Below are 19116 nucleotides of genomic sequence, written 5' to 3' on the forward strand. Positions count from 1 at the left end.
ATATTTTGGCTGGATTCAGCCGTACGATTTCATGGATAAATGTGTTATCGTATTCATATATGTTAAAAAATATTAATAAATTTGTATTTTTCTTACAGAGAAAGGCTTCAAAATGGATGATTGGACTCAAACGTTGAGTGCCGGCACTTTGCTCGGTATTGCGGCGGCAGCAATTTTGCTGATTTTGATTTTAATTGTGAAACTGCGTGTTCATGCTTTGCTGACGTTGGTATTGGTCAGCTTGCTGACTGCTATCGTAACAGGCCTGCCTATGGGCAATATCGTCAATGATGTGTTGGTCAAAAACTTTGGCGGCACGCTCGGCAGCGTGGCGTTGCTGGTCGGTTTGGGCGCAATGCTCGGCCGTTTGGTGGAAACTTCCGGCGGTGCCCAATCTTTGGCGGATGCGCTGATTCGGATTTTTGGTGAAAAACGTGCGCCGTTTGCCTTAGGCGTGGCTTCTTTGATTTTCGGTTTTCCGATTTTCTTTGATGCCGGTTTGGTGGTGATGTTGCCGATTGTGTTTGCAACAGCACGCCGCATGAAGCAAACTGTTTTGCCCTATGCGTTGGCATCTATTGGCGCATTTTCCGTCATGCACGTTTTCCTGCCGCCACATCCCGGCCCGATTGCAGCTTCTGAATTTTATGGCGCAAATATTGGTCAACTGCTGATTTTGGGTTTGCCTGTTACCTTGATTACTTGGTATTTCAGCGGCTATTTATTGGGTAAAGTTTTGGGTCGCAGCATTCATGTCCCCGTTCCTGATCTGATCAGTGGCGGTACGCAAGATAACGACCAACCGAAAGCGCCTGCAAAAGCATCTACCGTCGTCGGTATTATGCTGATTCCTATGCTGTTGATTTTCTTGAATACCGGTTTGTCCACTTTGATCAGTGAAAAAATCGTCAGTGCGGATGAAGGCTGGGTGCAGTTTGCACGAATGCTCGGTTCGACACCGATTGCTTTGCTGATTTCCGTTTTGGTAGCCCTGTATGTATTGGGTGGCAAACGTGGTGAAAAAGCCAGCGCATTGGAGAAAACCATCGATGGTGCATTGGGTCCGGTTTGCTCGGTCATTTTGATTACCGGTGCAGGCGGTATGTTCGGCGGCGTGTTGCGTGCCTCCGGTATCGGTAAGGCTTTGGCCGACAGTATGGCGGACTTGGGTATCCCTGTTTTGCTGGGTTGTTTCTTGGTGGCTTTGGCTTTGCGTATTGCGCAAGGTTCTGCGACTGTTGCCCTGACTACCGCTGCCGCGTTGATGGCACCGGCTGTTGCAGCGGCAGGTTTCAGCGATTGGCAGATTACTTGCGTGGTATTGGCTACGGCGGCAGGCTCCGTCGGTTGCAGCCACTTTAACGACTCCGGCTTCTGGCTTGTCGGCCGTCTGTTGAATATGGATGTACCGACGACCTTGAAGACGTGGACGGTCAACCAAACACTTATCGCACTCATCGGTTTTGCTTTATCGTCAGTGTTGTTTATCTTGGTTTAATCGAAAACGGCCGACGGATAGTGTTTTTGAGATAACACAATCCTCCTGTTTTCAAATACCGTTAAAATCTAGATAAACAAGGAGTAGAAAAATGACGACACATTTTGTCATGATGGGCGTGTGCGGTTGCGGTAAAACCACTGCCGCGCTGTCTTTGCAAAAACATCTCAACCAATGTCCGTATGCCGAAGGCGATGATTTCCATACACAAGCCAATCGCGACAAGATGGGTGCCGGTATTCCGTTGACGGATGAAGACCGCTATCCATGGCTGGGCAACTTGCGTGATTGGATGACGGAGCAGGCAAAAAATGGGGAAAAATATTCCATCGTTACTTGTTCCGCACTCAAACGCCAATACCGCGATATTCTGCGTGGCGCAGAAGGGAAGGTGGCTTTTATCCATCTGACTCCGCCTCAAGCAATTAATCTCGAGCGTATGTTGTCGCGTCAGGGGCATTATATGAAAGCCGGAATGCTGGATTCGCAGCTGGAGATTTTGGAAGAGCTGGGTGCGGATGAGTACGGCGTTAAAATTGACAATCCGGGTTCGCCTGAAGCCGTTGAGGCAGATATTGTGAACTGGGTGAAAGCGCAAGGCTTGATTTAGTAATGATCAGAAATGGAAAGGCCGTCTGAAATATTTCAGACGGCCTTTTTCGATGGGATTTAGAATGTTTTTTGTGAATCGAGCAGTAAGGTAACCGGCCCGTCATTGCAAAGGGAGACCTGCATATGGGTTTGGAATCTGCCGGTTTCGACTGTTAAGCCATGTTCGCGTAGAAGTTGTGCGGTGTATTGATAAAGTTTATCCGCTTGTTCTGCGGGTGCGGCATTGGAGAAAGATGGGCGGCGGCCGCTGCGCGCATCGGCGTAAAGGGTAAACTGAGAAACCAATAATATCGAGCCGCCGACATCTTTGAGCGATAAATTTAATTTGCCGTTTTCGTCTTCAAAGATACGCAGATTGGAGATTTTGTCTGCAATGTATTTGGCGTCCGCTTCTGTATCGGTGTGGGTAACGCCGAGCAATATCATAAATCCGTTGTTGATTTCGCCGCAGGTTTCGCAGGAGTTTTCGGACAAAACGTCAACTTTAGCTTGGGTAACTTTTTGGATAACAGCGCGCATAATATTTTGTGAATACAAGGAGTTGTAAAAAAGGGCGTAAGATACGCCCTCTGGGTTCAAATATGGTTTCAGACGGCCTGAAACTATTGAATTAATTTACGGATTAATGCCGTTTTCTTTCAAGATACGTTCGATCTGATTCTCGACTTTTTGTCGTTTAACGGCTTGGGCAATCTGATTGCGTACCAGTTCGAAGGGTTCGGCATTGGGATCGCGTTCTACTGCACTGAGTTTAAACAGATAAAAACGGCTTTCCATCTGAATCGGCTCATGCGTTACATCGCCTCGGTTCATGTCGGCAAAAGCGGTAGCCAGTTGAGGAGAGAGCTGTTGTGGAGAGATGAAGCCGTCGAACTCTTGTTCGGGGTTGGGATAGCGTTTCATCAGTTCTTCAAATGACAAGCCTTTGAGCAGCAGTTCTTGCGCGGCGCGTACTTCGTCGGCTGAAGCAAAGCTGACTTGTTGCAGCTTGATAATGCGTGTTTGCTGGTCGTAGAAACGGCGCAACTCAGCATCGTCAACCGCGGTTTGGCGTTCTAGATAGGCAGCGTATTGGTTGGCATAAAACTCAGCTTCAACGTTTTTAAGCTGATTCTGCACTTCCGCATCTTTGTCCAAACCAGCCTTGATGGCTTCATTTTTCAAAATTTCCAAAGTCTGCAAACGTGTAACCACATCTTTGCGGATTGCCTGGCCATCGGGTTTGGCAGTCTGGTTGGGATGTTGATCGGCCTGTCTCAATACTTCGGCGACCATGCTGTCGATACGGGCGGGATCGATTTCAGGCGCTTTGGCGGTTGCTAAGCTCACGGTTGACAAGGCGAGGATAGCCAAAACGGCAGTTTTGGGCTTGATGTTCATGTGAGTTCCTTATTGCCCGCCGCTATCACGGCGGGCACCTTATATTATTTGTTGACTTTGATGCTGGCTTTTTTCAGTAATGATTGAATGGCCGCATCAACACGGGCTGCCTGTAAGTCGCTGCCAATCTCGTTTTTAGCGACTTCGTAAGAAGGTACGGTAACGTTACGGCGGTCATTGACGTAGAAAACGGCGTACAGATTACCGTTTTGCAGTGGAGTTTTAGTGTACGCACCTTTTTTCAGGTCTTTGACTGCAGCGTAAAGCGGAGGCGCTGATTCTTGCAAATCTTTAAGCGGAACATAAGCTTTAGGGATGCCGCCGGCTTTTTTGGCCGCTTCGTCAATTGAGTATTGGTTCAATACCGAAACAAAGCTTTTTTTCGCATCCAAATCGGCAATGGCTTTTTGGGCATTGCTGTTGCTGTCGGTTAAGATTTCGCCCAGTTGGACTTCCTGAGTACCTTTATAGAAGTTGCTGAAATCGTTGTAAGCGGCTTTGACATCTTTTTCTTGAACAGGATTTTGACGGACGATATGTGCTGCAAAAGCTTGGCCCAATAAATCTTTTTCGAAAACTGCCCATTCGGTTTTGAATGTGGCTTTTTTATCTGCGCCTTGTTTGGCGGCATCGGCACGCGCTTGTTCCAATGCTGTTTTGAATTCAGCGCTTTGATCCAGTTTTAATTTTTTGGCTTCTTGGGTAACAACAGTGCTGATAACTTGGCGTTCAGTCAGCATTTGACGCAATTCAGGAGTGTCTTGAACGTTCGGGTTGCTGGCGAGTACGGAAGCAACTTGGTCATCGATAACGCTGCTGTCGATGGCTTGACCGTTGACGGTAACCAAAGTTTGGGCAAACAGGGTGCCGGAAGTCAGAGCAAGCATCAAGGCTGAAGCAAAGTAGGTTTTTTTCATTGTATTTCTCTTTTAAATTAATGATTGGAAATAAATTAATGATTAGAAATCAAAGTTTAAGTAGTAATCTTAATGGAAGTATTCGTTCGGCGTGGCCGCTTTGATACTGAGTGCATGAATCAGGCCGTCTGAAAACAAGTCTTGTAAAAGCTGCTTAATCATACGTTGCCGCTGAAGGCGGCCAATGTTTTCAAATGAGTTGCTGACCACCACTATAGCGTAATGCCCACCGCCTTTATTGCCGGAATGGCCGGCGTGCAGATGGCTTTCATCTTCAAAATCGAAGAACTCAGGCTCAAGCGCCTGCAGGCGTTCCTCGATAATTTGACGCATATTGCTCATTTGAATACGGCTTTAAAGGGTTTAATCAATACTTCTGCGTATACGCCGGCATCGACGTAAGGGTCTTGTTCAGCCCATTCTTGTGCAGCGTCCAAAGATTCAAATTGAGCCACTATCAGGCTGCCGGAAACGCGTTCCGGATTATCTGGTAGAGGATTGGGGCCGGCAGTCAGCAGACGGCCTTGCGCTTTCAATTCTTCTAAGCGTGCTAAATGAGCAGGGCGTGCTGCCATGCGTGCTTCGTGGACATCTTCGGCATCAGTAGCCAAAAGCATGAAATATTCCATTATTGATCCTCCTTAGGCTGGAAACGCATCAGATACATACCCTGTGCGATGGAAAAAATGATTGTGAAACCCAATGTGCCGAACAGTTTGTAATTGACCCATTGGTCTGGAAAATACGTAAAGACAAAGAGGTTGGCCGCACCCATAAAAATTAGGAAGCCAATCCATGCATAAGTCAGGCGCGTCCATACAAAATCAGGGAGCTGCATTTCTTTGCCCATGACGGCTTTAAGCCCGTTTTTACCGGCAAGGTGGCTGAACAGCATGACGATGGCGCCGATCCAAAACAGAACGGTCGGTTTCCACATGATAAAGCGGTTGTCTTTCAGCAGAATCGTTGCGCCGCCAAAAAAGACAATCAAAATCAGGCTGACCCATTGCATGGTATCCAGTTTACGGTGTTTCCAAAAGGTCAGCGTAGCTTGGGCAATGCCGACTATAACCGCAACAGTTGTTGCGGCAATCATGTCTTTGGTGATGATATATGTGATGAAAAATAAGAATACGGCGAATAAGTCGCTCAAAATCTTCATATATTAATGATGAAACTAATTGAGTAAATGCTAATCATACAGGGAGATGTGTTTTTTTGCACCTTTCCCCTTAACTTCAATACCACATATATTTATATAAAATATTTGTTTTGGGTTGGCGAAATTTGTAAAAAAGAAACACAAGCATGCAAAAGTAATAGATTTGCTAAGGAATTTTAGGCTGAATAGCCTCTATTGCTTGGCAGGGATGGGTTAAAAATATATCATGACGTAATATCTAGTAAATATATGGTTAAATGCGCGCACATTGGTTAGTACCATAATTTTCGAACAGGGGATCCGTTTTGAAAAAACATCACAATATTAAATTAATTACAGCTTCTATCGCTTTAATGACATCGCTCAGTGCCTCTGCAGGTTTGGGCGGCTTGAATGTTCAATCTCATTTGGGTGAGCCTTTTACAGGCAGTATCACTGTGACTGGCGAGGAAGCTCAGGCTCTGCTCAATGGCGGTAAGGCCACTATTTCAAATGGCAATTTGCGCGCGGCGGTACGCAAATCAGGCGATAAGGCAGTCGTTACTATCCGCTCTTCTCAAGCCATCAAAGATCCTGTTTTGGTTTTCCAAGTAGGTGTCGGCGCGCAATCGCGTGAATACACCGCCATTATCGATCCGGCCGGATATGATTCTAAAGATGCTGCATCTGTTCGTACCCGTCCGGCTACTGAATCTCAATCCTCCGAGCCAACACGCAATGCCCAACAGCCTGTAACTAAAAACAATAAAGCAGCAGGTAATCAGGCAGCTCAAGCGCGTAAGGATGTGCAGCGTAAGGCTGAGAAAAAACAAGTTCAGACGGCTCCTACTAAAAATGATACGGCCTCACGTTCAGGCAGACAGCATTTGGTGCGTACGGGTGAAACCCTGATTGCCATCGCGTCCAGTATCCGTCCGCAGGGTATGACCTTGGATCAAACCATCCAGGCTTTGGTAAATGCCAATCCGGATGTGTTTATCGATAACAATGCCAACCGTATGTTGGCAGGTAAAGTACTGAATATTCCAAACCGTAGCGAATTGCAACGCTTGGCTGCTTCTGCTCCTGTTAAAACCAATACAGCGACAGAGAAAGGCAATGAAACCGTCAATGCAACAGAAGCTAAAACAGAAAAACCTGTTGTTCAGCCTGAGGCTCAAACTGAAGCCCAGGTTAAAGATGCTGGCGTAAATACACAGCAACAGGAAGAAGTAAAACAAGCTTCAGCGGAACAAACAGAACAAACAGCATCTGCAGCGGTTAATGAAAATGCCGCATCGACTGTTCCTGCGTCCGATGTTCAAGACGTTATGGCTTCTGATGTTCAAGAGAATGTAGTGGCTTCTGAGCCTGTTGCAACCACTGATTCTGTCGCGGAGCAAACAGAAAGCGAATCAGACGGCAATTTATGGAAATGGTTGTTGGCAGGTGGTGCAGCCCTTATTGCTGCTTGGTTGTTGCTGAAAGCTGCCGGTAAACGCAAAGATGAGCCGGAAGAAGCACCTGTAAGCCGTAAGGATGAAGAGAAGGCTGTACAGAAAAATGTTGCTGCTTCAGCTGCTGCGGTTGCTGCAACTAAAGTAATGCCGTCAGAAAAAACTCAAGACGGTCTGTTTATCGAAGATGATTTCGAAGATGATGTGGTTATCAATGAAGTAGAAGAATCTTCCACTATTAATGATGTCAAACTTGATTTGGGTAAGATTGACAATAGTCAGACAGGTATTCTTTCAGGTGCAGTAACGCATGATGCTGAGACAGAGCAACGTCGCTATGCTGATTGGGATAGTATCGAATCAACAGAAAGCGTGTACGAGCCTGAACCAGAAAATCCGTATCAGCCGGTATCTATTGTTATGCCTGAGCGTAAAGAAGAGCAGGTAAATACATTTGATGAGTTTGATTTTGCGACAGAAACAAAAGTCTTCGAGTCGCGAAATGAAGAGCCACTCGAGTTTACGGTAGATACCCCTGAAGATTCAGACGGCCATGTGCTGCCATTCGATATCAAGCAAGATCAAGACTTGCAAATTCAAGAAACCAAAGAAGAAGTAGAGAAAGAAGAAGCTGCTTCTGAGTTTGTGATTGAAGAAGGTGCATTGGAATGGGGATCTGAAGATGTTTCAGTGGCTGCCGATAAAAGCAATAGTGAAAGAGGCTTTGTTTCAGAATCAGTCGGCATGACTGCACCGTTTGAAGCCAAATATGATTTGGCTAAGATGTATATCGAAATTGGTGACCCTGAAGCGGCTCGAGAAACATTGCAAGGGCTGATTGAAGAGGCTGAAGGAGATATTCTGTATAAAGCCCAAAAACTGATGAAAGAACTTGGCGCATAAGTGTCAGTCAAATGAAGATGCCGTTTCAGACGGCATCTTTTTTATGGTAAATTAAAAAGCAAGATTTTGGCTGAGTCTATTGTCAGTTGGGTAAGATTTCAGCTTTATATGATGGTTGAAGATGAAGGCCGTCTGAAATACATGAGAGGCGTGTGTTGATCACGCCTTTTTAATATTTGTTACTTGAGTGTAGGCAATAATATCAATTTACAAGAAGTATAAGAAATGACTGAACAAGGAAATACAACAGGGCATCTGATGCAGCGTTGGGCTTTGACCCTATCTTATGACGGTAGTCGTTTTTATGGTTGGCAAAAACAGGCTGGAGATTTGCCGACTGTTCAGACGGCCTTAGAGCAGGCCTTGTCTTCAATAGCAGGGGAGCAGATTAATACTATTGTTGCGGGAAGGACGGATACGGGTGTGCATGCAACTGCCCAGGTAGTGCATTTTGATACATCAGTAAGTCGTCCTGAGCAAGCATGGGTGCGGGGTGTCAATGCGCATTTGCCTGATGGTGTTGCTGTGTTGGTTGCGCAAAAAGTTGCACCTCATTTTCATGCCCGATTTGATGCTTATGGCCGACATTATCGTTATTTATTGGAATCCTCACCGGTTCGTTCTCCATTATTGGTTGGCAGAGTAGGGTGGACGCATTTGAAATTAGATTTAAATCTGATGAGGCAGGCTGCTGCCCTGTTGGAGGGTGAACATGACTTTTCCAGTTTTCGGGCGGCTGAATGTCAGGCGAAATCCCCTGTAAAAACACTATATAGGACAAGTATTGGTGGAACTTCTCGCTATCTGTGCCTTGATTTGCATGGAAATGCATTCTTGCATCATATGGTGCGCAATATTATGGGTGCATTAGTGTATGTGGGTAGTGGCAGAATCAGTGTGGATGAGTTTGAGTCGGTCTTTCATGCCAAAAGTAGATTGAAGGCTCCGCCAACTTTTATGTCAGATGGTCTGTATTTAACAGGTGTTGACTATCCTGATGAGTTTGGGGTAACGCAACTATCTTTGCCCGAGTGGATGAGCGTTCTAGGTAATGATTTTCAGACGGCCTGACTGCGGATTGTTGGTATAAAAGCAACAAAATAGCGTGATTGATGTGTAAACTGATAAAGTGTTGTAAAAATGCAAATCTTGATTTTGAAGAAATTTATCATTGATTTTAAATAATAAATTTCCATTTTTGGGGTTGTCTCTGCCTTTGTTTGGTTTCTACAGTAGTGGGGGGGAATTGAATAAAGTTTGTTTTTTTAGAAAGGAACAATTATAGTGACAGTCATGGAATCGCTGATTCCAGCGATAAAGTAAGCCTAAGCGGATTGTCCGGTCTGCTTAAGTTATTTCTTCACAATAGAAAAGGAATACAGCAATGAAAAAATCTCTGATTGCTCTGACTTTGGCAGCTCTGCCTGTTGCAGCTATGGCTGATGTGACTCTGTACGGTCAAATCAAAGCCGGCGTGGATATTTCTAAAGTAAAAACTGGAAAATTTAGTAAAGTTCAGGAAGGTAAGAAAACTGCTACTGAAATCGCTGATTACGGTTCTCGCATCGGTTTCAAAGGTCACGAACACTTGGGTAGCAACTTGAATGCTATCTGGCAAGTTGAACAAAAAACTTCTATCGCCGGTGGTGACTCTGGTTTCGCTAACCGTGAATCTTTCTTGGGCTTGGAAGGTGGTTTCGGTAAAGTTCGTGCCGGTAACTTGAATACTGCTCTGAATGACAGCAGCGACAGCTTCGATCCTTGGGAGTCTGGTGCAGCTAACGCAGACGCTCTGCAATTGGATAAAATCAAACGTGTAGATTCTCGTAAAGTATCTGTTCGTTACGATACTCCTGTATTGGGTGGTTTCAGCGCAAGCGTACAATACCAACCACGTGATAATGCTAACCCTGGCGATAAATACGATCACGCTGTGAAAAGCCGCGACTCTTACGACTTGGGTCTGAACTACGAAAACTCTGGCTTCTTCGGTCGCTACGCTGGTTCTTATGCTAAACGTGCAGTTTTGAGTGATGATCACTTAAAAGCATTCAACCACAACCGTACTTTGGCTGCTGGTACTTACAAAGATCACCAAGCACACCGTCTGACTGCTGGTTACGATGCTAATAACCTGATGGTTGCTGTTGTAGGTCAATACGAAGGCTTCAAAGCTGACGTAGTTGGTGCTAAGAAAAACGAACGTACTGAAGTTGGTGCAACTGCTGCTTACCGCTTCGGTAACGTAACTCCTCGTGTTTCTTACGCTCACGGCTTCAAAGCTAAAGAAGAAGGCGTGAAACAAGAGAACAGCGCTTACAACCAAGTTATCGTTGGTGCTGACTACGACTTCTCTAAACGCACTTCTGCACTGCTGTCTGCCGGTTGGTTGAAAGAAGGCAAAGGCGACTACAAATACGAGAAAACTGCTGGTACTGTTGGCCTGCGTCACAAATTCTAATCTGACTTAGAGATTAGTCTGAAAAAGAGCCTGTTTTATACAGGCTCTTTTTGTTTTTATAGGGAATGTATTTTGTCAGTGTAGGGGCAGGTTAAAGTATTTTCGATATTTTTTCAGACGGCCTATGGGAATCTAAGCCAGGTTATATTCTATTAAATATATGCTAAATAAAATCTTGGAAATTGTTTTGAGTATTATTATAAATAAGTTAACAATATAAAGATGGTCATTGGATTAAGTTGATTTTCCTATATTTCATGTCTACTAATAAAAGATTTATTTTTATAGTTCTAAAGTATTATTAGCATGTAGAATTTGGTTTTAAGATTTGTAAATTTGATTTTAATCAAATTATTGCCGATAGATGATTCATATAATATAAGTGTTTAGAGTATCGATATATCGGGAATAACCATGTCCTGTCTTAAAATGAAGTGCTTAAGTGGCATTTGGAAACAAATCCTTGTGCTGTTTGCTGTATTTTCTATGATGATAGTAAGCCTACCTGCTTACGCAGAGCGCTTGCCTGATTTTTTGGCAAAAATTCAGCCTTCTGAAATTTTTCCTGGTGCTGATCGCTACGGCAAACCGGAAGGTAAGCCTTTGGTTGCTCGTGTATATAAAGGCGAAGAGCAACTTGGCTTGGTTTATATCACGACTGATGTGGTTAATACGCGCGGTTATTCGAGTAAGCCGATCGATACGATGATTGCATTGGCCAATGATGGCACTATTGCGGGAGCAAAATTGGTTGAACATCATGAACCAATTATGCTGATTGGTATTCCGCAATCCCGTGTTGATAAATTCATTGATAAATATATTGGCTTAAATTTTATTAAAAATCCTCCGCAGCCTGGCGTGGCTCCTGGTGATATCATCAGTGGTGCGACTGTAACGTTAATGGTGATTAACGACAGTATTCAGCGTTCTGTCAAATCGGTTATTCATCAATATCATTTGGGTACGGATAAAGCGACTCAAGCCGGTGCTGCTGCCGCTTCTGGTGAACAAGCTGCAAATGAGCCTGCGGTTCAAACCCGTCCTCGTCGTGCTGTGAATTCTGATAAACAAGATATTCAGTCTTGGAATGCACTGTTAGAACAAAAAGCTGTTGGTCATCTGCATATTTCTGTTGACGATATCAACAAACTGTTTGAAAAAGGCGGTAAAGCAGGTGTTACAGACCATGCAGAGCAGGGCGATGGTAACGATACATTCGTTGATTTATATGTTGCTTTGGTCAGCCAACCTTCTATCGGTAAAAGCCTTTTAGGTGAAGCCGGTTGGAATAATCTGCAAAAACGTTTGCAACCAGGTCAACAGGCAATTATGGTTGCCGGTGAAGGCCGATACTCTTGGAAAGGCTCAGGCTATGTGCGTGGCGGTATCTTCGACCGTATCGAAATGATTCAGGGCGATACCAGCTTCCGTTTTACCGATGCACAACATGAGCGTGTAGTTGCTTTGGCAGCGGAAGGTGCGCCTGCATTTAAAGAGGTTTCTTGGTTTACTATCCCTGAAGGTGTGGAATTTGATGCTGCCGAGCCATGGCGTTTACAACTGATGATTCAACGTGTGTTGAGCGTTAACGATAAAGCTTTCGTAACTGCAGATTTGGATTACGAATTGCCAAAAGGCTACTATGTCGATGATCCAAAAGCACCACCTGTTGAAATCAGCGCGCCGGTTGAGCAAGTTGCGGCTGCAGCTTCAGCACCTGAAAGTACGGGTATTGCCGAAGATGCGACTGCCGGTGATGATGGTGTTTCCAACCAACTTTGGAAACAAGTTTGGAAAGCCAAACAAGGTCAAATTATTGTTGTCGGTATTGCTTTGACAATTCTCCTGTTGGTATTCTTGTTCCAAGACTGGATTGTACGTTACGAAAAATGGTATGACCGTTTCCGCCTCTGCTTCCTGACATTTACCCTGGTTTATATTGGTTGGTATGCGCAAGCGCAATTATCGGTTGTCAATACATTAACCTTGTTCTCCGCAATTTTGACTGAATTCCACTGGGAATTCTTCCTGATGGATCCGCTGGTGTTCATTCTGTGGCTCTTTACAGCGGCAACTATGCTGTTGTGGAACAGGGGTACGTTCTGTGGCTGGCTGTGTCCTTTCGGTTCATTGCAGGAGTTGACCAATCGCCTTGCTAAAAAACTGGGCGTAAAACAAATTACTGTGCCACATCTGTTGCATACGCGCCTGACAGCCATTAAATATGTTATCTTCTTCGGTTTGCTGGCTATTTCCCTGTACGACTTGGGCACTGCTGAAAAATTTGCAGAAGTTGAACCTTTCAAAACTGCGATTATTCTGAAGTTTATGCGCGAATGGTGGTTTGTATTGTTTGCTGCAGCTTTGTTGATTGCCGGTTTGTTTATCGAACGTTTCTTCTGTCGTTATCTGTGTCCTTTGGGTGCGGGTATCGCATTGCCGGGTCGCTTCCGTGTGTTTGACTGGTTACGCCGCTATAAAATGTGTGGCAACCCTTGTCAGATTTGTACACATGAATGTCCGGTACAGGCCATTGCACCAGAAGGCGATATTCATCCGAACGAATGTATCCAATGTCTGCATTGTCAGGTAATGTATCACCACGATACGCGTTGTCCTCAAGTAGTGGCAACGAATAAGAAAAAACAAAAACAAGCAGCGGCAAAATCTGAGCAGCATGATGTGGCAGCAACGCAAAATGCTCAAGAACAAGTTGTTCAGTTTGTTAAAAAAGAATCGGCAATTAGTGTTGATAAGTAGTTATTTATAAAAAAGAGGGCTGTATCGGCAGCCCAACTTAGAAATTTTTTCATCGGCAGGCCGTCTGAAAAAAAAATCGGCCGCCGGATTTTATCCAAGGAGTGTCGTATGTCAGACGAAAAATTAGAACAAAACGGCTTAAGCCGTCGTTCATTCTTAGGTACTGCCGCTGCTTCCGGTGCAGGTATTGCCGGTGCTGGTTTGTTGGGCTTGGCCGGTTGCTCTAACGGCGAGGGTGATAAAGCTGCTGCTTCCGGTGCTGCACCTGCCGAAAAAGCTGCTGCTCATTCTGCCGAACCGGGCAAACAAACTTCCGAAGTCGGTCCAGGCGAACTTGACCAATACTACGGTTTCTTGTCAGGCGGTCAATCAGGCGAAATGCGCTTGATCGGCGTACCTTCTATGCGTGAATTGATGCGTATCCCTGTGTTCAATATGGACAGCGCTACCGGTTGGGGTCGTACCAACGAGAGCCTGCGTATTTTGAATGAAAAAATTACGCCGGAAACCCGTAAATTTCTGCAAGACAGCGGTCTGCGCTGCTACCCTAACGGCGACTTGCACCACCCGCACTTGTCTTTTACCGATCAAACTTACGACGGCCGCTATGCATATGCCAACGATAAAGCAAATACCCGTGTTTGCCGCGTCCGCTTGGATGTAATGAAAACCGATAAAATCATCGATATTCCTAATGCTTCAGGTATCCACGGTCTGCGTCCGCAACGTTATCCAAAAACCGGTTATGTTTTTGCTAACGGCGAACACATTGTTCCAGTTGACGGCGTAGGCAAATGGGATGATGCGAAAACTTGGAATGCCGTTTATACCGCAATTGATGGCGAAACCATGGAAATCGCATGGCAAGTTCTGGTAGACGGTAACTTGGACAACGGCGATGCCGACTACCAAGGTAAATACTCTTTCTCTACCTGCTATAACTCTGAGCGCGCTCTGACTGTACAAGGTGCATCTTCTAACGAACAAGACTGGTGTGTGGTATTTAACCTGGCCGCCATCGAAGAAGGCATCAAAAAAGGCGACTTCAAAGAGGTTAACGGCGTGAAAATGTTGGACGGTCGTGCGGAAGCCAACTCTCCATACACTCGTTACATCCCGGTTCCTAACTCTCCTCACGGCTGTAATGCAAGCCCTGACGGCAAATACATTATGCTCAACGGTAAACTGTCTCCAACCGTTACCGTATTGGATGTCAGCAAACTGGATGACTTGTTTGCAGGTAAAATCAAAGAGCGCGATGTTGTCGTAGCCGAGCCTCAACTGGGTCTTGGCCCATTACACACTGCATTTGACGGTCGCGGCAATGCCTATACCACATTGTTTATCGACAGCCAAATGGTGAAATGGAACATCGACGATGCGATTAAAGCCTATAAAGGCGAGAAAATCGATCCGATCAAACAAAAACTCGACGTTCACTATCAACCGGGCCACAACCACACTACCATGGGCGAAACCAAAGAAGCCGACGGTAAATGGTTGGTATCTTTGAACAAGTTCTCTAAAGACCGCTTCTTGAATGCCGGTCCTTTGAAACCTGAGTGTGACCAATTGATCGATATCTCCGGCGACGAAATGCGTCTGGTGCATGACAATCCGACTTTTGCCGAACCACACGACTTGTGCTTGGTTGCCGCGTCTAAAGTGAACCCAAGCAAAACTTGGGACCGCAAAGACCCATGGTTCTGGCAAGAAGCTTTGGAACAAGCTCAAAAAGACGGTGTTGAGCTGGAAAAAGCTGCCAAAGTCGTACGTGAAGGCAACAAAGTACGCGTGTACATGACTGCCGTTGCGCCTGCTTACAGCGTTCCTCAATTTGAAGTGAACCAAGGCGACGAAGTTACCGTATATGTAACCAACGTTGAGACCATTGAAGACTTGACTCACGGCTTTACTTTGGAAGGTTATGGCATTGCTATGGAGATTGGCCCGCAAGCTACATCTTCTGTAACCTTCAAGGCTGTCCGTCCAGGTGTACACTGGTACTACTGCCAATGGTTCTGCCACGCATTGCATATGGAAATGTCTGGCCAAATGATTGTTAAACCAAAATAATTTCGGTTTGATGATTTAATTCTTCAGGCCGTCTGAAAAAACATTCTTTCAGACGGCCTTTATAGCAAAGTTGTTTGTCGGCCGATATGGCCACAAAATGAAAGCCATCATCAGACAGCTTTGCTATAACACCAAAATACCTGTTTCCGCATCAGTTTATCATGCGGCAAGCAGGCCGTCTGAAACAGAGATATGATTATGACGCACACACAAATCCATCGTTCCAAATGGCAACGTGCCGCACTCGTATTGCTGCTTGGCAGCATGGTTCAGACGGCCTTTGCTGCAGTCATCAACGTATCCGCACAAGACAATCTCAATGATGCTTTGGCGCGCGCCCAAGCCGGCGATACGCTCAAGCTTGCCTCCGGTACATACAAAACCAAACTCTATATCGACAAACCCATTACCATCGAAGGCCCTGCCGACCGTTCCGCCAAGATTGTTGGCGACCGGAGCGGGAGGACGGTTGCCGTTCATGCGCCTGATGTAACTTTGCGCAATCTGACTGTTTCCCATTCCGGCATGAGTTTGCCGGCAATGGATGCCGGTATCTATTTAGAAGAGACGGCAACGCGCGCGCTGGTGGAGCATAACAACATCATCGACAATTCTGTCGGCGTATATATTCACGGTGCGGCAGAATCCATGGTGCGGGAAAATAAAATCATCGGCGATGCAACCCTGCGCATCAACGAACGCGGCAACGGCGTAACTGTCTGGAATGCGCCCGGTGCGCAAGTGGTCGATAACGATATTTCCAAAGGCCGTGACGGTATTTTTTCAAATACCAGTACCCATAATACCTACAAAGGCAACCGCTTTAGTGACTTGCGCTTTGCCGTCCATTATATGTACACCAATGACAGCGAAGTCAGCAACAATATCTCCGTCGGCAACAACATGGGTTATGTGCTGATGTTTTCCGAACGCCTGAAAGTGTATGGCAACATTGCCGTTGGCAGCCGCGACCAAGGCATTATGCTCAACTACGTCAATTATTCCGAAATTCACGATAATGTGATCAACAAGGCAGGCAAATGCGTGTTTGCCTACAATGCCAACTACAATAAAATTTTCGACAACCATTTTGAAAACTGTCAAATCGGTATTCACTTTACCGCGGCCATTGAAGGCACAAGCCTGTTCAATAATTCGTTTATCAACAACGAAAGCCAAGTCAAATACGTCAGCACCCGTTTCCTTGATTGGGGCGAGGGTGGTCGCGGCAACTATTGGAGTGATAACAGCGCCTTTGACCTTGACGGCGACGGCTTCGGCGACAGTGCCTACCGTCCCAACGGGATTATTGACCAAATCATCTGGCGTGCGCCCGTCGCCCGGTTATTGATGAACAGCCCTGCCATCAGTATTGTCAAATGGGCGCAATCGCAATTTCCCGCCATCCTGCCTGGCGGCGTAATTGACAGCAAGCCTTTGATGAACCCTGTCCGCAATAAAACGACAACCAAATACGAAGCCATGAAGGACGAATTGCTGCATGAAGCAAAAACGCACCAATCCGAATGGGGTAATGCCGAAAACGGTGCGCTGACAGGCGGAAATGCCAATATGTAACCTTTCAGACGGCCCAATATCAAAGGCCGTCTGAAACATTCACTAGAGGAATATCCATGAGCAGTACCAACCACGTTGAATTGAGAAACGTGACCAAGCAGTTTGGCAGCCAAAAGGCCGTCAATCAAGTCGATCTGGTTCTCAAGGCTGGCGAGAGCGTCGGCATGGCAGGACACAACGGTGCAGGCAAATCTACCATTATGAAGCTGATACTCGGCCTGATTACGCCGACCAAGGGCGAAGTGATGCTTTTGGGAGAGCCGACCGGCAGTAAAGCAGGCGCGCAGCGTCGCAGCCAAATCGGTTACCTGCCTGAAACGGTTGCATTGCACCCTTCATTGACCGGTATCGAAACCATGGATTTCTATGCCAAACTTAAAAAACAGCCCCTGAGTAAAAACCGTGAATTGCTCGAGCGTGTCGGCATTTCTCAAGCGGCACGCCGCCGTGTCGGCACTTACTCCAAAGGTATGCGCCAGCGTCTCGCTTTGGCACAGGCCTTGTTGGGTGAGCCTAAAGTCTTATTGTTTGACGAACCGACCACAGGCCTTGACCCGGCTTCACGCCAAATGTTTTATGAAGTTGTGCGCGAACTCAATGGGCGCGGCGCAACCGTATTACTCAGCACCCACGCACTGGCCGAGCTTGACGGCCACGCCGACCGCATCATCGTCATGAAAAACGGCGTGAAAGTTGCCGACGGCAGCATGGATGAGTTGCATGTTCAAAGCGGTCTGCCGCTGACCGTCAATGTCCGTTTGAAAGAAGCGCGCCCGTTGAGCGAGCGTTGGCATCTACTTTCAGACGGCCTGTCATACCAAGCACAATGTAAAGCAGAAGAGCGCATGGCTCTTTTGAGCGAATTGGGTGATTTGGGCAGTCTTGCCTACATCGATATCCACACGCCTACACTTGACGATATGTACGCGCAATTCTTGAAGAGGGAAGACGTATGAACCCCGTTTGGATTATTACCGGCAAAGAAGTCCGCGACAGCCTGCGCAACCGTTGGGTTCTTGCCGCCGCACTTTTGCTTGCCGCATTGGCACTGTCATTAGGCTTTCTCGGTAGCTCACCTACCGGTTCGGTCAAGGTTGATCCCTTGACGGTAACCGTAGTCAGTCTGTCCAGCCTGTCTATCTTCTTGATTCCGCTGATTGCGATGTTGCTCTCTTATGATGCACTGATTGGCGAAATCGAGCGCGGTACAATGGCGTTGCTGCTAAGTTACCCCATCTCGCGCAACCAAATCCTTGCCGGTAAATTTATCGGCCACCTCATCATTCTTGCTCTTGCTACCACGGCAGGCTACGGATTGGCAGGTATTACCCTTCAGCTTGCCAACGGCGGTTTTGATATTGCCGCATGGCAACCTTTCGCTCTTTTGATTGCTGCCAGCGTGATTCTTGGCGCAGCCTTTTTGTCCATGGGCTATTTGATCAGCGCAAAAGTTAAAGAACGCGGTACCGCCGCCGGTATCGCCATCGGCGTATGGCTGTTTTTTGTCGTTATTTTCGATATGGCGCTTTTAGGTGTTTTGGTTGCTGATACCGAACAAGTCATTACCGCGCCTGTAGTGGAAACCATTCTCTTGTTCAATCCTTCCGACATTTACCGTCTGCTCAATCTGACCGGTTATGAAAACACCGCGATGTACGCAGGTATGGCTGGTTTGAGCGAACAAATCAGCCTGAGTATGCCTGTTTTGCTGACGGCTCAGATATTATGGGTTATCATTCCTTTGATTTTAGCCGCCTGGATTTTCGGAAAGCGACAAATATGAGAAAAATATTATTGACAACCTTCACACTCATCGCATTGGCAGCCTGCAGCAAGCAGGACAACAGCCCTCCGCCTGCGCCCCAACAAATCAGCGACAGCGCAGTGGGTCATTACTGCAGCATGAATTTGACTGAACACAACGGCCCTAAAGCGCAAATCTTCTTGAACGGCAAACCTGACAAACCGGTTTGGTTTTCCACCATCAAGCAGATGTTTGGCTACACCAAACTGCCCGAAGAGCCTAAAGGCATTCATGCCATCTATGTTACCGATATGGGCAAAGTCAAAGATTGGGAAAAACCCAATGCCGATGCCGAATGGATAGATGCGAAAAAAGCCTATTACGTTATTGAAAGCAGCTTTATCGGCGGCATGGGTGCGGAAGACGCGCTTCCGTTTGCCGACAAGGCTCAGGCTGAAAAATTCGCCAAAGAAAAAGGCGGCAGAGTAGTCGGTTTTGCAGAGATGCCCGACGAATACATTTTCAAATAAAACAATCAATAAAAGGCCGTCTGAAATAGTTTCAGGCGGCCTTTGTGTTGGAAGCT

At 46.2% G+C, this 19116-nt stretch carries 17 protein-coding genes; 11 read left to right on the top strand and 6 right to left on the bottom strand.

Annotated elements, in window-relative coordinates; all coding sequences use genetic code 11:
* Window positions 1-112: 112 nt before the first annotated feature.
* Window positions 113-1498 carry a GntP family permease gene (locus tag HMPREF2865_RS05515; RefSeq protein WP_070646224.1) on the top strand — a complete coding sequence of 462 codons (1386 nt, stop codon included), beginning with the start codon at window positions 113-115 and terminating at the stop codon, window positions 1496-1498.
* A 91-nt stretch (window positions 1499-1589) separates the two neighbouring features.
* Entirely contained in the window at window positions 1590-2108 is a 519-nt protein-coding gene (locus HMPREF2865_RS05520; protein WP_004519659.1) for a gluconokinase, GntK/IdnK-type, read from the top strand.
* Between the two features lie 59 nt (window positions 2109-2167).
* Here the strand turns inward: HMPREF2865_RS05520 and dtd are convergent, their stop codons facing one another.
* The 6 genes from dtd to HMPREF2865_RS05550 form a co-directional block, all read right to left on the bottom strand.
* Window positions 2168-2629 (bottom strand): D-aminoacyl-tRNA deacylase, encoded by a 462-nt coding sequence (gene dtd, locus HMPREF2865_RS05525; RefSeq protein WP_070646227.1) that lies wholly within the window; start codon window positions 2627-2629, stop codon window positions 2168-2170.
* Window positions 2630-2725: 96 nt separating this feature from the next.
* Window positions 2726-3490, bottom strand: coding sequence for a peptidyl-prolyl cis-trans isomerase (locus HMPREF2865_RS05530; protein ID WP_070646230.1), 765 nt, complete (start codon window positions 3488-3490; stop codon window positions 2726-2728).
* 44 nt (window positions 3491-3534) lie between these two features.
* The gene (locus HMPREF2865_RS05535) at window positions 3535-4407 is read right to left on the bottom strand and encodes a peptidylprolyl isomerase (RefSeq protein WP_070646233.1); all 873 of its coding nucleotides are present in this window, start codon (window positions 4405-4407) and stop codon (window positions 3535-3537) included.
* A 69-nt stretch (window positions 4408-4476) separates the two neighbouring features.
* Window positions 4477-4749 (bottom strand): BolA family protein, encoded by a 273-nt coding sequence (locus HMPREF2865_RS05540; RefSeq protein WP_070646235.1) that lies wholly within the window; start codon window positions 4747-4749, stop codon window positions 4477-4479.
* Complete coding sequence (locus HMPREF2865_RS05545; RefSeq protein ID WP_004519663.1) at window positions 4746-5036, bottom strand: YciI family protein; 291 nt, start codon at window positions 5034-5036, stop codon at window positions 4746-4748. The genes HMPREF2865_RS05540 and HMPREF2865_RS05545 overlap by 4 nt, the downstream gene beginning before the upstream one ends.
* On the bottom strand, window positions 5036-5569 hold the full coding sequence (locus HMPREF2865_RS05550; protein ID WP_070646238.1) for a septation protein A: 534 nt from the start codon (window positions 5567-5569) through the stop codon (window positions 5036-5038). Before HMPREF2865_RS05550 ends, HMPREF2865_RS05545 begins: the two co-directional genes overlap by 1 nt.
* 353 nt (window positions 5570-5922) lie before the next feature.
* Here HMPREF2865_RS05550 and HMPREF2865_RS05555 point away from each other — a divergent pair, with 353 nt between their 5' ends.
* The 9 genes from HMPREF2865_RS05555 to HMPREF2865_RS05595 all read left to right on the top strand — a co-directional run bounded on the left by HMPREF2865_RS05555 (window position 5923) and on the right by HMPREF2865_RS05595 (window position 19060).
* Window positions 5923-7908 carry a FimV/HubP family polar landmark protein gene (locus HMPREF2865_RS05555; RefSeq protein WP_083309568.1) on the top strand — a complete coding sequence of 662 codons (1986 nt, stop codon included), beginning with the start codon at window positions 5923-5925 and terminating at the stop codon, window positions 7906-7908.
* A 225-nt stretch (window positions 7909-8133) separates the two neighbouring features.
* Window positions 8134-8979, top strand: a complete 846-nt coding sequence (truA, locus tag HMPREF2865_RS05560) for a tRNA pseudouridine(38-40) synthase TruA (protein WP_070646244.1) — start codon at window positions 8134-8136, stop codon at window positions 8977-8979.
* A gap of 313 nt (window positions 8980-9292) precedes the next feature.
* On the top strand, window positions 9293-10369 hold the full coding sequence (gene porB, locus HMPREF2865_RS05565) for a trimeric porin PorB (RefSeq protein ID WP_070646247.1): 1077 nt from the start codon (window positions 9293-9295) through the stop codon (window positions 10367-10369).
* Window positions 10370-10783: 414 nt separating this feature from the next.
* Window positions 10784-13132 carry a NosR/NirI family protein gene (locus tag HMPREF2865_RS05570; RefSeq protein WP_168163632.1) on the top strand — a complete coding sequence of 783 codons (2349 nt, stop codon included), beginning with the start codon at window positions 10784-10786 and terminating at the stop codon, window positions 13130-13132.
* A 108-nt stretch (window positions 13133-13240) separates the two neighbouring features.
* Complete coding sequence (gene nosZ, locus HMPREF2865_RS05575; RefSeq protein WP_070646250.1) at window positions 13241-15208, top strand: TAT-dependent nitrous-oxide reductase; 1968 nt, start codon at window positions 13241-13243, stop codon at window positions 15206-15208.
* A 192-nt stretch (window positions 15209-15400) separates the two neighbouring features.
* Window positions 15401-16786 (top strand): nitrous oxide reductase family maturation protein NosD, encoded by a 1386-nt coding sequence (locus HMPREF2865_RS05580; protein ID WP_070646252.1) that lies wholly within the window; start codon window positions 15401-15403, stop codon window positions 16784-16786.
* A gap of 56 nt (window positions 16787-16842) precedes the next feature.
* Window positions 16843-17742 carry an ABC transporter ATP-binding protein gene (locus HMPREF2865_RS05585; protein WP_070646255.1) on the top strand — a complete coding sequence of 300 codons (900 nt, stop codon included), beginning with the start codon at window positions 16843-16845 and terminating at the stop codon, window positions 17740-17742.
* Window positions 17739-18569 (top strand): ABC transporter permease, encoded by an 831-nt coding sequence (locus tag HMPREF2865_RS05590; protein WP_070646258.1) that lies wholly within the window; start codon window positions 17739-17741, stop codon window positions 18567-18569. Before HMPREF2865_RS05585 ends, HMPREF2865_RS05590 begins: the two co-directional genes overlap by 4 nt.
* Window positions 18566-19060 carry a nitrous oxide reductase accessory protein NosL gene (locus HMPREF2865_RS05595; RefSeq protein WP_070646263.1) on the top strand — a complete coding sequence of 165 codons (495 nt, stop codon included), beginning with the start codon at window positions 18566-18568 and terminating at the stop codon, window positions 19058-19060. The genes HMPREF2865_RS05590 and HMPREF2865_RS05595 overlap by 4 nt, the downstream gene beginning before the upstream one ends.
* The last annotated feature ends 56 nt before the right edge of the window (window positions 19061-19116 follow it).

Source organism: Neisseria sp. HMSC073G10 (assembly GCF_001812605.1).
Classification (GTDB): domain Bacteria; phylum Pseudomonadota; class Gammaproteobacteria; order Burkholderiales; family Neisseriaceae; genus Neisseria; species Neisseria subflava_A.